Genomic DNA, 17,674 nt, shown 5'->3' with positions numbered 1-17,674 from the left:
AAAGGAGTGTCAGATATGAGTAAAACACAAGAAAAAATACTAAAACCAAAGTTGGGGTTGCTAGAACTTGCAAAGCAATTAGGAAATGTATCACAGGCGTGTAAAGTAATGGGATATTCAAGGGATACATTTTACCGCTTCAAAGAGCTGTATGAAACGGGAGGGGAAAAAGCATTATATGAGATAAACAAAAGCAAACCATTACTTGCCAATAGAGTACCAAAGGATACAGAAGAAGCAGTAGTTAAAATAGCAGTAGAGTTTCCAGCATATGGACAAGAAAGAGCAGCTAATGAGTTAAAGAAAAAAGGAATTCTAATATCTGCTAGCGGGATAAGGTCAATATGGCAAAGAAACGACCTCGAAAATTTTAAAAAGAGATTGAAAGCACTGGAAGCGAAGGTGGTACAAGATGGTATCATTTTGACAGAGGAGCAAGTTGCTGCTTTAGAAAAAACTAAGGAACAAAAAGAAGCCAATGGCGAAATTGAGACACAACACCCTGGATATTTAGGTAGTCAAGATACCTATTATGTAGGCAATATCAAAGGTATTGGAAGAATTTATCAACAAACTTTTATTGCTACCTACTCTAGAGTGGCCTTTGCTAAACTTTATACGGAGAAAACTGCTATCACAGCTGCAGATCTTCTCAATGATAGAGTTATACCATTTTTTGACGAACAGAAAGTTCCATTGCTACGCATTTTAACTGATCGTGGTACAGAGTATTGTGGCAAGCCAGGAAATCATGCTTATACCAATTCCCGCTATACAAGCAACGAATAGACAATAATGGAAAAAAAGCCATACTGGAGTAAGTAAAATAGCGAGGTTTAGATGGCATTAAGATCAAAATTATTGGATGAAAAAGTGGTGGAATCAGCAAAAGAGATGCTGAAGAAAGTAAGAAATAATGCGTATGTTGCAAAAAAACTAAATGCTGTAATTGCAGCAAAAAAGCACAGTATAACAGCTGTAGCAAAAATATGTTGCATTTCGAGAAAGGCAATTACTACATGGATAAAGCACATAAAATTTGGAAGAGAAGAAAAATTATTTTCTCCACCTCAACGCCGTAGAAAAACTATATTGAACCAAAGTCAACTTGAACAAATTGAGGTGTGGATAGAGGAAAACCCCAATATTACTATTAGAGCCTGTTCATAATCTTTTGAGGAGCAAAGCAGTAAAAGCTAGAACGACCATTTGTAGTCTAGTATTGAGTTTACGCTCGCAATTTTTCCATAACCGTCTACACTTTTCCAGCCAAGCAAAAGAACGCTCTACAACCCACCTTTTTGGCAATACAACAAAGGTATGTAATTCACTTCGTTTTATTACTTCAACGGTTGCACCAATAGTCGTTTTTATTTGAGTTGCAAAATTTTCTCCTGTATAACCTGCATCAACTAGTATATTTTGAACTTCGGAAAGATTTTTTCTTGCGTTACAAATCATCTCTACAGCAGCAGTACGATCTCCGATATTAGCTGTAGTAATATAAATTGCATGTGGCAAACCTTGCGTATCTACTGCAATATGACGCTTTATTCCTGAAATTTTCTTGCCGGCATCATAACCTTTTTCTTCAGCAATATCGGTGTTTTTTACACTTTGAGCATCAATGATGCAGAAGCTTGTTTTTGTATTCCGACCACTGTTGAAACGAACCTCTCCAACTAATTTTTTTTAAGACAATTTCTAGAACACTTTCTCTATCTTCATTCGGTTTTTTACTCCATCTCTTGAAGTAATCGTAACAATTGCGCCATTTTGGAAACTCTTTTGGTAGCATTCGCCACTGACAGCCACTTTTTAGCACATAAAGTACACCGCAAAATAACTCATATAAATCCAGTTTTCTTGGTTTTGTTTTTTTTCTACAGGATTCTAGATCTGGTAATATAATCTCAAATCTTTCCCGACTTATATCACTTGGGTATACACTCCTCATATATCCTAACTTATATACATTATCTCTTAGTTTATTCCTTTCTTGAGATCATGTACAGGTTCTTAGAGAAATGAGAATAAGAATCCAAGAAAGATTTGGTTTGAATATCAGCAAATCCACAATACATCGTAATATGCAAAGAATGAAATTCTCATATATCACACCAAGACCAGTTCATAGTGGACAGGATAAAAATAAGCAAGAGGAGTTTAAAAAAAAACCTCAATGAAACTATTGTCATGCATTCTGAAAAAGAGCTATTTTTCTTCGATGAATCACGGTTTGGTACACATTCAAAAGTTGGACATGGGTGGTTTAAAAAAGGCAGTAGGACACAGGTTAAGGTAAAATTAGGTAGGGAAAATTTTTATCTCTATAGTGCAGTTAATCCCAGAAATGGAGAGAATTTTAGCTTATTTGCACCAAACGTCAACACTGCTTGTATAAATATATTCCTTGAACAGATGTCGCAATATTTAGGAATACGAAAGGCTTTTCTCGTGATGGATTGCGCTAGTTGGCATAAGTCAAAAAGTTTAAAGATACCTAAAAATATCGAAATTATATACCTACCACCATACTCACCTGACCTCAATCCTGTTGAGAGGTTTTGGTTATATATAAAACAGAACATTTTGCGCAATAAAATCTACGATACAATTGTTCTGCTTGAGAGCGCTTTGTGTAAATTTATTACCTCTCTTTCCCCTTCCACGGTTAAACAACTCTGCAATGCTTCTTATTTGGTTCATTAATAATGAGAGTTGGTATAAGACTCCTATGCAGACCTTTTTTGATAGTATGCATATTGCTTACCAAAAAAATATTGATAACATTAAAACAGATTCTGATATCGGTTTTGACTTCGTCGATTCTTCTGTCAGATAATTCATGACTGTCAGATCAAGTCTAAACTATTACACTTTAAGTGTTATTGTACTTGAAACGTGCATGAGAAATATCTTGCTAATGTTTTTACTATGTTTTATGTACAGTTTACAATTATTTGCAGCGGAGATATCAACGATGAAGATAACAATTTCTAAGGCTTTACCTAATTTTGAGACGCTAGTGGTAGGTTTGTTTGAGGGTGATAAGTTCATAAATAATGTTCTACAAGACAAGCAAGTTGTAGATAATATCAGGAAATTTAGCGACTTCAGTGGAGGCTTTGGTGAATTTTTCTCCGTCACTTCATCAGAGGGAAAAAATATTATAGTTGCTGGTCTTGGCAAGAGAGATGAATGGAATGAAAGCAAAGAATTAAATATTGGCGGTAAAATATATTGTGAACTAAGCAGATTAAGAATCAAAAGGGCAGCAATTTCAATCGAAGGCAATGTAGCGAGTGTTGCATATGGCGCATTTTTGCGTAGTTTTAGGTTTGATAAGTATAAAACTAAAAAAGATGAAAAAATTACAGAAGTGGAGGAGATTACAGTATTAGTAGAAGATGAACAATTAAGTGATGCTGAAAGATCGTTTGAACGTTTAAAACAAGAAGGTGAAGGCATATTTCTTGCACGTGTTTTTACTACTGAGCCACCTAACATCTTATATCCCGAATCCTATGCTAATCGTATAAAAGATGAACTTACTAAACTTGGCCTTGAAGTTGAGGTGCTCGATAAAAAGCAGATAGAAGAGAAAAAAATGGGAGCTTTGCTCGGAGTAGCACAAGGAAGTAGTAAAGAGCCAAAATTAGTAGTGATTAAATGGGACGGAGCCTCTAAAGAACAAAAGCCTATAGCTTTTGTGGGCAAAGGTATAACGTTTGATACTGGTGGAGTGTCACTAAAACCCTCACGTGGTATGGAGTCAATGAAATATGACATGGCAGGCTCTGCCACTGTAGTTGGAGTGATGCGTACTTTGGCTGGACGAAAAGCAAAAGTAAATGCAATTGGTGTAGTTGCACTTGCAGAAAATGCAGTGGGCGGTAATGCTCAAAGACCGAGCGATGTAGTTACTTCAATGTCTGGACAGACAATAGAAGTTTTAAATACCGACGCAGAGGGAAGACTAATACTTGCAGATGCTTTGTGGTATACACAAGAGAGGTTTTCACCAAAATTTATGATTGATCTTGCAACTTTAACTGGTGCTATTGTGGTTGCACTTGGAAATAACGAATATGCTGGTCTTTTTTCAAATAATGATGAATTGGCAAGTCATTTGATTGATGCAGGAAATGAAGTAAATGAAAAATTATGGCGCTTTCCTATGAATGAGACTTATAACAAAGTTATTGATTCGCCGGTTGCTGATGTCCAAAACATCGCTCCTGCAGGTTCTGGTGGAGATAGTATAATGGCTGCACAGTTTCTACAGCGTTTTGTAAACGACACTTGCTGGGCACATTTAGACATTGCAGGCACTGCTTGGCACGAAAAAGGCACTGATATTTCTCCAAGAGGGGCAGTAGGTTTCGGTGTAAGATTGCTCAATAAGTTGGTTGAGAAATACTATGAGGTTAATAATTAAGGATCTTTGTATTGAATTTATAGCTTAATTTACGGCTGCATGAATGTCTATTGATAAGACGTAGAAAATGATATCATCATCTTCTTTTTGGGGGATTCTAAAGTTACGTACTTGAGCAGCATCAAGAGAAAGTATTTTGTTCAAATGATGATTGTAATGATGGCCTATTAAAACTTTAAAGCTATTTAGCATTGACGGTGTATACTTAAGTGTTAAAATAAAATAAGAAGTTTTTAGGAGTTTATATGGCAGCAGGTGGGAAAGCGAAAACAGCTAGTAAAAATAACCCTACTCAACGTAAGAAAGCTGAACAAAAAATGTATAAGGATAAACCGGTAAAACCGGTTAAGTATATAGACCGTGATTCACGTATGAACTATATGTCTGCTCAATACGATAACGGCAATCTAGTTGAAGATGAGGTAAGTGGTAACCCTATAAAGTGGGAAGCTGTATAGTGAAAGTTACTATTAACTCTAAGGAATGTGAAGTAGAGCATGGGCTCACTATAATCCAAGCTTGTGAAGCTGTGGGCATTGAAGTTCCACGTTTTTGTTATCATGAGCGTTTAGCAATTGCTGGTAACTGCAGAATGTGTTTGGTTGAAGTTGAGGGTGGTCCTCGAAAACCAGTAGCTTCCTGCGCAATGCCAGTTGCAGAGGGTATGGTGATTCACACCGACACCCCCAAGGTAAAAAAGGCACGTGAAGGAGTGCTCGAGTTTTTGCTGATTAATCACCCACTTGATTGTCCGATTTGTGATCAAGGTGGTGAGTGCGATTTACAAGATATAACAATGGCCTATGGGAAAGGGAACAGCAGACTTGATGAGCATAAGAGGGCTGTACCGAAAAAACATTTTGGTCCACTGATTGAGACTACAATGAACAGGTGTATTCATTGTACTCGATGTGTTAGATTTCTGTCTGATGTTGCAGGTACAAATGAACTTGGAGGAATTGGCAGGGGAGAAAATATAGAGATTAGTACTTACATAAAAAGGCATATTAGCTCTGAATTATCTGGGAATATTATAGATCTCTGCCCTGTGGGAGCCTTAACTTCAAAGCCTTACTCTTTTACAGCACGCCCATGGGAGCTATCACATTGCGAAACTATAGATGTGCTGGATGCTGTAGGGAGCAGTATTAGAGTTGATTATCGTGGTCCTGAAGTTATGCGAATATTGCCAAGACTCAATGAAGAAGTGAACGAGGAATGGATATCAGACAAAACTCGTTTTGCTTATGATGGACTCAAAGTACAACGCCTCGATCGACCTTATATAAAAAAAGAGGGCAAATTAGTGCCAGCTGATTGGAGTGAGGCATTGACTCTTGCTGCGAAAAAACTAAAGAGTACAAAACCAAACAAAATAGCTGCAATTGCAGGTGATTTAGCAGATTGTGAGTCTATGCTCTTACTAAAAGAAATGATGTATAAGCTTGGTTCAGCAAATATAGACTGCAGACAGGATGGAGCAAAACTTATACCAAATAATCGTGGATCTTATGTGTTCAATACCACTATCGAGGGCATAGAGAATGCAGATTTGTGTCTGCTTGTAAATACAAATCCCAAAGTAGAGGCACCAATTATTAATGCACGCATAAGAAAGAGATATTTACAAGGTAATTTTCCTATTGCAAGCATTGGCCCTGACATTGAGTATTTGTATCATGTTGAGAAGTTGGGCAATAACCCAAATATTTTAGACGAAATAGCAAAAGGAAATCATAAATTTTGTAAGCTGCTGAGCACTGCCTCAAACCCTATGCTCATCATCGGTCAAGATACATTAATGAGAGATGATTCTGAGTCAATTTTAGCTCTGGCTGGTACAATTGCAGAAAAATTCAACATGATCAGAGATGATTGGAATGGCTTTAATGTGCTACATAAAGCTGCAGGAAGAGTTGGTGGACTCGATGTTGGATTTGTTCCTAAAAAAGATGGAAAGGATGTTAGTCAAATATTAAAGCAAACAGAAAATGGCGAGGTAGAAGTTGTTTATCTTCTTGGCGCAGATGAAGTTGACACATCAAAGTTAGAAAATACATTTGTAATTTATCAAGGCCACCATGGTGATAGGGGAGCACATATAGCAGATGTCATTCTACCTGGAGCTGCATACACAGAAAAATATGCAACTTATGTAAATACTGAAGGGCGAGTACAGAGAACAAATTTAGCTGTTTTTCCTCCTGGTGAAGCAAAGGAAGATTGGTTGATTATAAAAAATTTATCCCAATATTTGGGTCTTTCCTTTCTATATGATAGTCTATTTGATGTTAGGAAAAAATTAGACACTATTGGTCCACAGTTTAGAGATGCTGACCAATTAGTAAAAAATAAATGGGTATCAATTGCTTGTAATGAGATCAAATTAAGTAATATCCCTTTCACTCTAAAAAAGTATGATTTTTATATGACAGACTCAATAAGTCGCGCTTCAAAAATAATGGCAGATTGTACTAAAGCTTTCCATGGACACGCTGATTAATATCTTATTTGTTTTAGTACCGCTACTGCTTTCAGTTGCATATTTAGTATATTTTGAGCGCAAAGTTATTGGTGCAATTCAACTGAGACATGGTCCAAGTGTAGTAGGGCCATTTGGTTTATTGCAGCCGTTTGCAGATGCTATCAAATTGATAATTAAAGAGCCGATAATACCATTTAGAGCAAACACCATACTGTTTATTATGGCTCCAATGATCACCTTTATTTTAGCATTAATTGCCTGGGCAGTTATACCGTTTGGAGCTGAAATAATTACAGAAAACGGACAGCAGGTAGTAATCCCTAAAGTAATAGCAAATATTAATGTTGGAGTGCTTTATGTGCTAGCTATATCCTCTTTGGGAATATATGGCATTATTATTGCAGGCTGGTCTAGTAATTCTAATTATGCATTTCTTGGCGCTATAAGGTCAGCTGCTCAAATGATTTCATATGAAGTTTCAATAGGTCTAATAGTTGCTACAGTTGTTATTACAACTGGCACATTAAATCTCGGAGAGATGGTGGTAGCGAAACATAATATGCCATTTTGGATTGATTTGCTACTAATGCCTATAGGAATAATATTTTTTATTTCTTTGCTTGCAGAAACTAACCGTCACCCATTTGACTTGCCAGAAGCTGAAGCAGAGCTTGTCTCTGGGTATAATGTTGAGTATTCATCAATGCCTTTTGCTCTCTTTTTCTTGGGAGAATATGCAAACATGATTTTAGCAAGTGCTATGATGACAATATTCTTTCTAGGAGGATGGTATCCTCCGCTAGAGCTTGGTTTGCTGTATAAAATTCCTGGTTTAATCTGGTTCATTTTGAAGATAATTATACTTTTGTTTATATTTATTTGGATTAGAGCTACAATACCTCGCTATCGGTATGATCAACTCATGCGTCTTGGTTGGAAAGTGTTTCTACCGATATCGGTGCTTTGGGTAGTACTCATTTCAGGAGTGTTGCTTTTTACTGGGAATTTACCTGGATCCAATGTTTAATTTTCCAAATACAAGATTAAGGCGTAGGCGCTCAGGCAAGTGGGTTCGCAATTTAACAAGTGAAAGCACTTTATCAGTAAATGATTTGATTTTTCCCTTATTTGTTCATGACGGAGAAGGAACAACTGAGCCGATTTCTGGCTTACCTGATATCAAATGTTATTCAATAGATGGGCTGGTTTCCATAGCTCAGGAAGCTAAGGATTTGGGAATTAATGCTGTTGCAATTTTTCCTGTAGTTGATAGTAAACTAAAATCTGAAAACGCCGAGGAAGCGTATAATCCTGACAATTTAATCTGTAAAGCAATTCGTGCTGTAAAATCAAATGTGCAGGATATTGGCATTATTGCAGACATTGCACTAGACCCATACACTACTCACGGTCATGATGGCATTTTAAAAAGCGGTGGGATAGATGTAGAAAATGATAAAACTGTGTCAGCATTATGTAAGCAAGCGCTTGTTTTAGCAAAAGCAGGATGCGATATAGTTGCTCCTTCTGATATGATGGATGGCAGGATAGGAAAAATAAGAAAAGCATTGGATGATAATGATTTTCAGAATGTATCAATATTGTCATATGCAGTAAAGTACTGTTCTAGCTTTTATGCGCCATTCAGGCAAGTTGTCGGTTCGTGCGCATCATCAAAATTCATCGACAAAAGTGGTTATCAAATGGATTATAGAAATGCACACGAAGCAATCTGCGAAATCGAAATGGATATAGATGAAGGCGCAGATTTTATAATGATAAAGCCAGGTATGCCATACTTGGATGTAATAAAAACAGCAAGTGAAAAGTTTAATTTTCCGATTTTTGCTTACCAAGTAAGCGGCGAATATGCAATGATAAAAGCTGCAGCAAATAATGGATGGCTGGATTATGACAGAGTGATTTATGAGTCTTTAATTGGTTTTAAACGTGCAGGTGCAAGTGCAATATTCACCTATGCTGCACTTGATGTTGCAAAAAGTCTTAGCAGTGTGGAACATCTAGATAGGTAGCTGGTCGAAGTGACTTGACAAACCTTCCCACCTTCCTTATCATATCAATAAGAGTATTTATCCTTGTTTTCGATCCGCGCGGGTTCAATAACAAAAATTCAGTAAAAAACTCAGATATTTATTGGCAAATTATATAAAAATTATAGCGGCTGCATGTCTTTTTTATTTTTTCTACATTCAGCCAAAACACGCTTATTTTAAGCGTTAGCACATTATTACAATGCCAATTTGCATTATAAAACTCACTACTGGGGGATTCTTTCGCCTTTTTCTAGCTTGGTGAATTTTTTAATATTTATAGTTAAAGCTTCAGGCCAGCGCGTGACGCATAGCTATACGGAGCTTGAAGATATCATTCAAGTAGCTGACACTGGAATCCAGGAATTTTTTGAGCACAAAGGAGATCTGATTCTAAGTTTTTATTGGTAATACCAATTCCCGCTATACAAGCAACGAATAGACAATAATGGAAAAAAAGCCATACTGGAGTAAGTAAAATAGCGAGGTTTAGATGGCATTAAGATCAAAATTATTGGATGAAAAAGTGGTGGAATCAGCAAAAGAGATGCTGAAGAAAGTAAGAAATAATGCGTATGTTGCAAAAAAACTAAATGCTGTAATTGCAGCAAAAAAGCATAGTATAACAGCTGTAGCAAAAATATGTTGCATTTCGAGAAAGGCAATTACTACATGGATAAAGCACATAAAATTTGGAAGAGAAGAAAAATTATTTTCTCCACCTCAACGCCGTAGAAAAACTATATTGAACCAAAGTCAACTTGAACAAATTGAGGTGTGGATAGAGGAAAACCCCAATATTACTATTAGAACCTGTACATGATCTCAAGAAAGGAATAAACTAAGAGATAATGTATATAAGTTAGGATATATGAGGAGTGTATACCCAAGTGATATAAGTCGGGAAAGATTTGAGATTATATTACCAGATCTAGAATCCTGTAGAAAAAAAACAAAACCAAGAAAACTGGATTTATATGAGTTATTTTGCGGTGTACTTTATGTGCTAAAAAGTGGCTGTCAGTGGCGAATGCTACCAAAAGAGTTTCCAAAATGGCGCAATTGTTACGATTACTTCAAGAGATGGAGTAAAAAACCGAATGAAGATAGAGAAAGTGTTCTAGAAATTGTCTTAAAAAAAATTAGTTGGAGAGGTTCGTTTCAACAGTGGTCGGAATACAAAAACAAGCTTCTGCATCATTGATGCTCAAAGTGTAAAAAGCACCGATATTGCTGAAGAAAAAGGTTATGATGCCGGCAAGAAAATTTCAGGAATAAAGCGTCATATTGCAGTAGATACGCAAGGTTTGCCACATGCAATTTATATTACTACAGCTAATATCGGAGATCGTACTGCTGCTGTAGAGATGATTTGTAACGCAAGAAAAAATCTTTCCGAAGTTCAAAATATACTAGTTGATGCAGGTTATACAGGAGAAAATTTTGCAACTCAAATAAAAACGACTATTGGTGCAACCGTTGAAGTAATAAAACGAAGTGAATTACATACCTTTGTTGTATTGCCAAAAAGGTGGGTTGTAGAGCGTTCTTTTGCTTGGCTGGAAAAGTGTAGACGGTTATGGAAAAATTGCGAGCGTAAACTCAATACTAGACTACAAATGGTCGTTCTAGCTTTTACTGCCTTGCTCCTCAAAAGATTATGAACAGGCTCTTAGAGAAATGAGAATAAGAATCCAAGAAAGATTTGGTTTGAATATCAGCAAATCCACAATACATCGTAATATGCAAAGAATGAAATTCTCATATATCACACCAAGACCAGTTCATAGTGGACAGGATAAAAATAAGCAAGAGGAGTTTAAAAAAAAACCTCAATGAAACTATTGTCATGCATTCTGAAAAAGAGCTATTTTTCTTCGATGAATCACGGTTTGGTACACATTCAAAAGTTGGACATGGGTGGTTTAAAAAAGGCAGTAGGACACAGGTTAAGGTAAAATTAGGTAGGGAAAATTTTTATCTCTATAGTGCAGTTAATCCCAGAAATGGAGAGAATTTTAGCTTATTTGCACCAAACGTCAACACTGCTTGTATAAATATATTCCTTGAACAGATGTCGCAATATTTAGGAATACGAAAGGCTTTTCTCGTGATGGATTGCGCTAGTTGGCATAAGTCAAAAAGTTTAAAGATACCTAAAAATATCGAAATTATATACCTACCACCATACTCACCTGACCTCAATCCTGTTGAGAGGTTTTGGTTATATATAAAACAGAACATTTTGCGCAATAAAATCTACGATACAATTGTTCTGCTTGAGAGCGCTTTGTGTAAATTTATTACCTCTCTTTCCCCTTCCACGGTTAAACAACTCTGCAATGCTTCTTATTTGGTTCATTAATAATGAGAGTTGGTATAAGAAACCAGTGTCAGCTACTCGGATGACAAGAAGGGGATAGCACTGGGATGACAAAAAAGGAGGCTACTAGTATAAAGGGGCAACGGTTTAGATCGTTTTTAACTATTTGCCTTTTTTCTATGCAAGAAGTGTATTGATAAGTCCATTACAATTCAGTATTGTGAAAAATATAAGTTAAGTGTTAGTTAGGACATGGGGATTTTTTTTCAATTTTTGGGTAAGGTGCTAGGCAAGGTTTTTCCTGCCAAAATAATAAGCTCTTTTTTGGGAATAGGATATTTACCAGGTTGGCAGCATTATTGGTCTTCTTTTCTAATATTATTTATTACCGACATTATATTAATGCTTACATACGGAGGTGATTTTATACTATACAAAATGCCGAATTCAGGCATAGTTGTAGCTGCTATTTTTACCAAGCTAGCGATAGTTATGTTAGTGCTGCAGTTAGTTGGAATATCAATTTTCCACATTCAAGATCCTTCAGCTAGCAGTGATGAGAATATAGTAATACAAATAGCATCAGGACAAGTGCTGACTGTTGCGCTTTCGATGCCGGCAATAATGTCAATTTATTATATTGTAAGTAAATTCTATTTAAGTATATGCAAGGCAATACTTCAATGTCCATTTTGGTTTAATGATCTTATGCATTTGTTCTTTTTCTTTATAATACCTTATTTATTTTTTAATATTGTAGAAGTAATAAAACCATGGCCGATAAGTATGATACAGCTTAGTTATAACAATGCAATATCAATCACATTTGAAGGGATTTTTCATGTGTTTTATGCAGTGATTTTATTGTACTTGACTGCATTTATATTCTGCGATCTGACTATGCATGATGCGATTGTTTTAAATAAAAGCATATTTGAGTATGTAAAAGAAAGTTCAATAGCCTTGAGTGACTATTTCCATGGCACTATTAAAAAAATAAGTATAGAATAGTACTTATTTGCTTATATATTCAGTTTAAAAGATATACAGTTTGCGTGAATCTACAGGATATAATAAAGGGATTACAAGACTTTTGGGCAGATGAAGGGTGTACTATACTTCACCCATATACGTCTGAAGTTGGAGCTGGAACACTACATCCTGCAACAATCATGTCAGCGGTTGACGAAAAACCAACAAAAATTGCGTATCTGCAACCAGTAATCAGACCTGCAGATGGGCGCTATGGCGACAACCCTAATCGCTTATATCAGCATCATCAATACCAAGTTATAATCAAACCATCTGGCAGCAATTTGCAAGATGTCTACTTAGACAGCTTAAAAGCTCTTGGTGTATCAATAAAAAAATATGATATTAAGTTTATTGAAGATGATTGGGAGAATCCAAGTGTTGGCGCATCGGGGCTTGGCTGGGAAGTTACGTGCAACGGAATGGAAGTAACACAACTTACTTATATACAGCAAGTGGGAGGCATTGACTGCAGAATAATTCCTGGTGAGGTGGCATATGGGTTGGAACGTTTAGCAATGTGCATACAAGGTGTAGATAATGTTTACGATGTAATTTGGAACGATAATGGTGTAACTTATGGAGATGTTTTTAAACAAAGAGAGTATGAATTTTCTTACCTGGCACTTGATTATTATGATACTAAAGTAGTACAACAGCAGTTTGAGGACACAGAAAAATTGTGTAAATTCCTTATTGAAAAAGAATTGCCGGTAGCAGCTTATGACCAATGTATTAAAACTAGCCATCTACTTAATTTGCTTGATGCAAGAGGTGTCCTTGGTGTGAATGAACGTACAGCTTATATTGGTAGAGTGAGAGAGCTGACAAAAAAATGCTGTGAGTTATATAGAGCTAAGTAGAATATGTCGTCACAATTATTGTTTGAATGTCTTTCAGAAGAAATTCCATCGAGAATGCAGAATTCAGCTGCAGCTCAGATTAAGAGCTATATTACTAATGCTTTCAGTAAAAATAATGTAAAGTTTGTATCCATAGAAGTTTATGTGACTGCACGTCGCATTGCTCTTTTTATCGATGGCGTAAGTGCTTTAGAGCTAAAAGATTCTAACAGTGAGATTAAAGGACCAAGAGTTAATGCACCGAAAAGTGCTATCGAAGGTTTTTTGAGAAAAAATCGCAAAGTTGAAGAAGATTTACTCGTTCGCAAAGTAAACGATGAAGATTTTTACTTCATTAAGAGAGAAAGCTGCTTATTTAACATCAACGGGTTTCTCAAAAATCAACTGGAGGAAATGCTAAAAAACTTTTCTTGGCCAAAGAGCATGAGATGGAGTGAAAGAAAAGAGAGATGGGTTAGGCCAATTAAAAATATTCTATGCATTTTAAATGACGAAATAATACCTGTATTTTTTGCAGGGATTACAACATGCAACGTAACGTATGGTCATAGATTTCTTTCAGGTGATGCAGTACTTACTGTTAAAACACCCAAAGACTATTTTGAATTGTTAGAAAAAAATAATGTCATTCTCCAGTCGGACAAAAGAAAGCAATTTATACTAGATCAGATTAATAAGTTTACAAAAGAGGAGAACTTACAACTTGAAAAAAATGATTATTTGCTTAATGAATTGGCAGGGCTTATAGAGTGGCCAATAGTATTATTTGGTAAGGTAAAATTATCAGAATTACCGAAGGAAGTAATACTTAGTATAATTAACACGCAGCAAAAGTATCTTGCTTTAAGCGACGGACAAAAAATTTCACATTTTGTTACTGTTGTAAATGTTAACAATAATGAAGTTGTCAAAGGCCATGAAAGAATACTAGAAGCACGTCTTGCTGATGCCCAGTTTTTGATATCTCAAGACAAGAAGGAAAACCTGGATTACTATGTCAAAAAATTGAGTTCTATTTCATTTCATGCCTTGCTCGGTAGTGTAGAAGAAAAAGTGAAGCGTATTATTGCTCTGTCAAAGTATATAGCGATATTTATTCCATATGCTTCATTAATGAAAGTTGAACGTGCTGCATATTTAGCAAAGGCAGATCTTGCAACGTTGATAGTGAAAGAATTTCCGGGATTGCAAGGAGCGATGAGTGGATATTATGCTTCTTACTTTCAAGAAGATAAAGAAGTAGTAGAAGCTATAACTGAGCACTATAAGCCAATTGGATCGGAGCAAGAATGCCCTAGATCTCCTACTGCGATTGCTGTAGCTATTGCAGACAAAATGGATAGTTTGGTTGGTTTAATTGCAGCAGGTGAGAAAATCTCTGGTTCGTATGATCAGTTTGGTTTGCGGAGAATGACAATTGGTATAATTAGAACAATACTTGAAAATAATTTGCATATTCCAATTAGACTGCTGATAGATAAGTCAGTATCTTTATGTTCAAGACTTCTATTGAATAAAAATATAATTCCAGTTGATAAGCCAAGTGAAAAACAAATTTCAGAGCTAGTATTTAAATTCTGCTTAGAAAGGTTCAAGGTTATTTTAAAAAATAGAAATATAAGGCAAGATGTTGTAGATTCAATAATATATAAAATCGATATTAATGATCTGCTAACAGCAGAAAAACAAACTGTTATGTTGGATTATTATCTTAGTACACCAGAAGGTGAACATGTTCTAAGCACTTATAAAAGAGTCAGTAACATAATAGGCAAAGTAAGAAAAAATGATGGCACTACTTATAGTGCATCTTACAATAAGAAGTTTTTGATTGAAAATGAAGAGGTTGAGCTATCAAATTGTGCTATAGCTGTGTGTAAAAACATAAAACAGGCGATAGAAAATAACGACTTTAATATAGCGCTTGATGAACTTGCTCATTTTGCTCCATTTATCAATCAATTTATGGACAATGTAAAGATTAACTGTGATTCTAATGAACTCAGAATAAACAGGTTATCTTTACTTGTAAATGTTATTTCTACTTTTCATTTAGTAGCAGAGTTTAACCTTATACAGGTTAAACAATTGATAAATGTTCAGGCAATATAAGGAACAAATCAAATCATCTCCACAGTCCTGTGGCGTGTATAAGATGGTTGGAGATAAGGATAAGGTTTTATACATTGGTAAAGCAAAAAACTTGAAGTTGAGGTTATCCGACTATCTTCAATTCGAAAACCTTTCTGAACGAATCAGAGTAATGATCTCACAGGTTATTAAGGTTGAAATATTCATCACTGAGAATGAAATCGAAGCATTGCTTCTTGAAGCACAGTTAATAAAATCGTTAAAACCATCTTATAATATTTTGCTTAGGGATGGAAAATCTTATCCTTATATAACAATTTCTAAGCATGATTATCCAAGAATGGCGAAATATAGAGGTAAGTTTAAGAAGAATGAGTTTCATTACTACGGCCCTTTTCCATCTGCTGCTGCTGTTAAGAACACTATATTATCATTGCAAAAAGCTTTTCTCTTAAGAGTATGTTCAGATCAATATTTCTCTTCAACAAAAAGACCATGTCTTGAGTATCAAGTTAAGCGCTGTTCAGCACCATGCGTAGATAAAATTACAAAAGATGATTACTGCAAATCAGTAAAACAAGCACAAGATACTCTGCTAGGAAGGAATAAAGAAGTGCAAAGACAGCTATTTTCTACAATGGAAAAGTGCAGTAGGGAGATGAACTACGAGCTTGCTGCTGTCTATAGAGATCGATTGAAATTTCTTCAGCAAATTCAAATGCAGCCAATGGATTTTTCTTTTGAAGAAGATGCAGATTTCTTTAGCGTTGTACGTGAGGCAGACTTAGCATGCATTGGTGTACTATCTTTCAGAGATAAAGGTAACTATGGAAGCATTCCTTACTTCATTGAGAATTGTAGTGATCACCCAAATGATGAAATTTTATCCACCTTTTTGGTCAATTTGTATAATCCAGTTAGCACACCACCAGCACAAATTTACGTTCCCGATTTTATTAAGGATAAGGAAATTATAGAACAAGTACTTTATGCTCTTACTCAAAAATCAATAAGAGTTTTGCATACGAAAAATAGTAAAGAGCGTGATTTGTTGAATTTTATTTACAATAATTCTAAGCATAGCCTAGAGCAGAAGCTTACTGATTATAGAAATAACCTAGAAAAGCTCGAAGAGCTTAGGAAGATTTTCTCGTTACCAAATATTCCAAAGCGTATCGAGGTTTATGATAATAGCCATATATCTGGAAATCAACAAGTTGGTGTGATGATTGTTGCAGGGCAGGAAGGTTTTTTAAAAAGTGAATACAAAAAATTTACTATAAAAGAAGAAATTTCAGGTGATGACTATAAAATGATGAGAGAAGTGCTGACTAGACGTTTCTCTGGCAATATAAAAGATATAATCCCTGATTTTTTACTGATTGATGGCGGTCCAGGACATGTTTCCATAGTGCATAATGTGTTGGAAATATTGAATATAAAAGTTCCTTTTGCTTGTATGGCGAAAGGTCATGATCGTAATGCAGGAAATGAAAGATTTTATGTGCCGGACAGAGAAGAATTTACTCTAGCAAGTGACAGCAAGGTCATGCTTTATTTACAATTGCTGCGTAATGAAGCTCACCGTTTTGCGATAACTTCGCATAGAAAAAAACGCGATAAACAGTTTTTTGCTTCACAATTAAGTAAAATATCCGGTGTTGGCAGTAAAAGAAAGAAGGCACTCATGTCTCATTTTGGTTCGGTAGAAAATATAAGCAAAGCTTCTCTAGCTGAAATTCAAAACGTACCTGGAATTAGTAAAGGTTTAGCAGAAATCATTCTTCAATACGTGAATTCTAAGAAAGGTACTCCTAAATTAACCTTTATTTCTTCTTAATAAGACATAAAAAGCTCCTTTGCCACCATGTTTTTTTATGGCTTGCTGATAGTATAAGATCATATTCCGAACTTTTGTGTCATTCAACCACTTATTTAAGCTATTCTTTATAGTGTCTATTTTATCTGTACTATTACCATGCCCCGTAATTACCAATAAGCACCTATTCCCTGCTTGATAATTTTTGATAATAAAATCTATCAATTTACAATAAGCATTATCTATACTATAGCCGTGCAAATCGAGTTTATCGCTTATAAAATATTTGCCCCTATCGATCTTTAATTTTGTATTGTAGTCAAGACAAAATGATGAATCACCATTATCAGTATTAAGAAAATTTTCTTGTAAACTAGAGGCACCTTTATCAATCATAGATTTTATATTTACTTTGTGATCAACTTTCAAAGTAACTTTTCCACATTCTATTGGCTTAACATTTTTTTGCCAATCTAACTCATCATCTGACATAAATTCATTAATTGAACTCATAATTTTACAACAATATATAAACACAGTAAAATATTGCTTACTCTATAAAAATCTGA

General features: G+C 35.4%; 12 protein-coding genes and 5 pseudogenes. 15 read left to right on the top strand and 2 right to left on the bottom strand.

Going from position 1 to position 17,674, the window contains the following annotated elements; all coding sequences use genetic code 11:
• Positions 1-15 precede the first annotated feature (15 nt).
• A pseudogene (locus ABWU62_RS01885) lies at positions 16-759 on the top strand (helix-turn-helix domain-containing protein); the annotation flags it as partial.
• Positions 760-840: 81 nt separating this feature from the next.
• Positions 841-1,158 (top strand): annotated as a pseudogene (locus ABWU62_RS01880) (IS630 family transposase); the annotation flags it as partial.
• A gap of 6 nt (positions 1,159-1,164) precedes the next feature.
• Here the strand turns inward: ABWU62_RS01880 and ABWU62_RS01875 are convergent.
• A protein-coding gene (locus ABWU62_RS01875; protein ID WP_353287093.1) for an IS5 family transposase occupies positions 1,165-1,957 on the bottom strand; the annotation gives its coding sequence in 2 pieces (ribosomal slippage) (positions 1,165-1,692 and positions 1,694-1,957; 792 coding nt in all).
• Between the two features lie 73 nt (positions 1,958-2,030).
• Here ABWU62_RS01875 and ABWU62_RS01870 point away from each other — a divergent pair.
• From ABWU62_RS01870 to uvrC, 13 genes and pseudogenes are all read left to right on the top strand, one after another.
• A pseudogene (locus tag ABWU62_RS01870) lies at positions 2,031-2,712 on the top strand (IS630 family transposase); the annotation flags it as partial.
• A 232-nt stretch (positions 2,713-2,944) separates the two neighbouring features.
• Positions 2,945-4,441, top strand: a complete 1,497-nt coding sequence (locus tag ABWU62_RS01865; protein WP_353288138.1) for a leucyl aminopeptidase — start codon at positions 2,945-2,947, stop codon at positions 4,439-4,441.
• A gap of 245 nt (positions 4,442-4,686) precedes the next feature.
• Complete coding sequence (locus ABWU62_RS01860; RefSeq protein ID WP_264336834.1) at positions 4,687-4,899, top strand: hypothetical protein; 213 nt, start codon at positions 4,687-4,689, stop codon at positions 4,897-4,899.
• Positions 4,884-6,944 carry an NADH-quinone oxidoreductase subunit NuoG gene (gene nuoG, locus ABWU62_RS01855; protein WP_353287335.1) on the top strand — a complete coding sequence of 687 codons (2,061 nt, stop codon included), beginning with the start codon at positions 4,884-4,886 and terminating at the stop codon, positions 6,942-6,944. Before ABWU62_RS01860 ends, nuoG begins: the two co-directional genes overlap by 16 nt.
• Positions 6,928-7,953: an NADH-quinone oxidoreductase subunit NuoH gene (nuoH, locus tag ABWU62_RS01850; protein ID WP_353287334.1), complete on the top strand. Its 1,026-nt coding sequence runs from the start codon at positions 6,928-6,930 to the stop codon at positions 7,951-7,953. The genes nuoG and nuoH overlap by 17 nt, the downstream gene beginning before the upstream one ends.
• Positions 7,946-8,959, top strand: coding sequence for a porphobilinogen synthase (gene hemB, locus ABWU62_RS01845; RefSeq protein ID WP_353287333.1), 1,014 nt, complete (start codon positions 7,946-7,948; stop codon positions 8,957-8,959). The genes nuoH and hemB overlap by 8 nt, the downstream gene beginning before the upstream one ends.
• 511 nt (positions 8,960-9,470) lie before the next feature.
• Positions 9,471-9,788, top strand: a pseudogene (locus ABWU62_RS01840) (IS630 family transposase); the annotation flags it as partial.
• Between the two features lie 60 nt (positions 9,789-9,848).
• Positions 9,849-10,641 (top strand): IS5 family transposase gene (locus tag ABWU62_RS01835; RefSeq protein WP_353287310.1). Its coding sequence is split into 2 segments (ribosomal slippage): positions 9,849-10,112 and positions 10,114-10,641, totalling 792 coding nucleotides; the frame shifts between segments, so codons are not numbered across the junction.
• 19 nt (positions 10,642-10,660) lie between these two features.
• A pseudogene (locus tag ABWU62_RS01830) lies at positions 10,661-11,342 on the top strand (IS630 family transposase); the annotation flags it as partial.
• Between the two features lie 210 nt (positions 11,343-11,552).
• The gene (locus ABWU62_RS01825; RefSeq protein WP_353287332.1) at positions 11,553-12,311 is read left to right on the top strand and encodes a phosphatidylglycerophosphatase; all 759 of its coding nucleotides are present in this window, start codon (positions 11,553-11,555) and stop codon (positions 12,309-12,311) included.
• Positions 12,312-12,355: 44 nt separating this feature from the next.
• Positions 12,356-13,195 carry a glycine--tRNA ligase subunit alpha gene (locus tag ABWU62_RS01820; RefSeq protein ID WP_353287331.1) on the top strand — a complete coding sequence of 280 codons (840 nt, stop codon included), beginning with the start codon at positions 12,356-12,358 and terminating at the stop codon, positions 13,193-13,195.
• A gap of 3 nt (positions 13,196-13,198) precedes the next feature.
• A complete protein-coding gene (gene glyS, locus ABWU62_RS01815) occupies positions 13,199-15,307 on the top strand; it encodes a glycine--tRNA ligase subunit beta (protein ID WP_353287330.1) in 2,109 nt (702 codons plus the stop codon).
• Entirely contained in the window at positions 15,291-17,126 is a 1,836-nt protein-coding gene (gene uvrC / locus ABWU62_RS01810; protein ID WP_353287329.1) for an excinuclease ABC subunit UvrC, read from the top strand. The genes glyS and uvrC overlap by 17 nt, the downstream gene beginning before the upstream one ends.
• Here the strand turns inward: uvrC and ABWU62_RS01805 are convergent.
• Entirely contained in the window at positions 17,106-17,597 is a 492-nt protein-coding gene (locus ABWU62_RS01805; protein ID WP_211907769.1) for a Smr/MutS family protein, read from the bottom strand. The two genes, uvrC and ABWU62_RS01805, sit on opposite strands and share 21 nt — an antisense overlap.
• Positions 17,598-17,674 lie beyond the last annotated feature (77 nt).

The sequence above is a fragment of the Wolbachia endosymbiont (group B) of Gerris lacustris genome (assembly GCF_964028355.1).
Taxonomy (GTDB): Bacteria; Pseudomonadota; Alphaproteobacteria; order Rickettsiales; family Anaplasmataceae; genus Wolbachia.
Note: the sequence above shows the minus strand (reverse complement) of the source record. Positions and strands in the feature narration are given on the sequence as shown.

Bases quoted from the DNA above. Each gene is read 5' to 3' on its own strand.
- hemB (WP_353287333.1), top strand. From the start codon at position 7,946: ATGTTTAATTTTCCAAATACAAGATTAAGGCGTAGGCGCTCAGGCAAG.
- glyS (WP_353287330.1), top strand. From the start codon at position 13,199: ATGTCGTCACAATTATTGTTTGAATGTCTTTCAGAAGAAATTCCATCG.
- ABWU62_RS01805 (WP_211907769.1), bottom strand. From the start codon at position 17,597: ATGTCAGATGATGAGTTAGATTGGCAAAAAAATGTTAAGCCAATAGAA.
- nuoH (WP_353287334.1), top strand. From the start codon at position 6,928: ATGGACACGCTGATTAATATCTTATTTGTTTTAGTACCGCTACTGCTT.
- ABWU62_RS01860 (WP_264336834.1), top strand. From the start codon at position 4,687: ATGGCAGCAGGTGGGAAAGCGAAAACAGCTAGTAAAAATAACCCTACT.
- ABWU62_RS01825 (WP_353287332.1), top strand. From the start codon at position 11,553: ATGGGGATTTTTTTTCAATTTTTGGGTAAGGTGCTAGGCAAGGTTTTT.
- ABWU62_RS01865 (WP_353288138.1), top strand. From the start codon at position 2,945: ATGTACAGTTTACAATTATTTGCAGCGGAGATATCAACGATGAAGATA.
- uvrC (WP_353287329.1), top strand. From the start codon at position 15,291: ATGTTCAGGCAATATAAGGAACAAATCAAATCATCTCCACAGTCCTGT.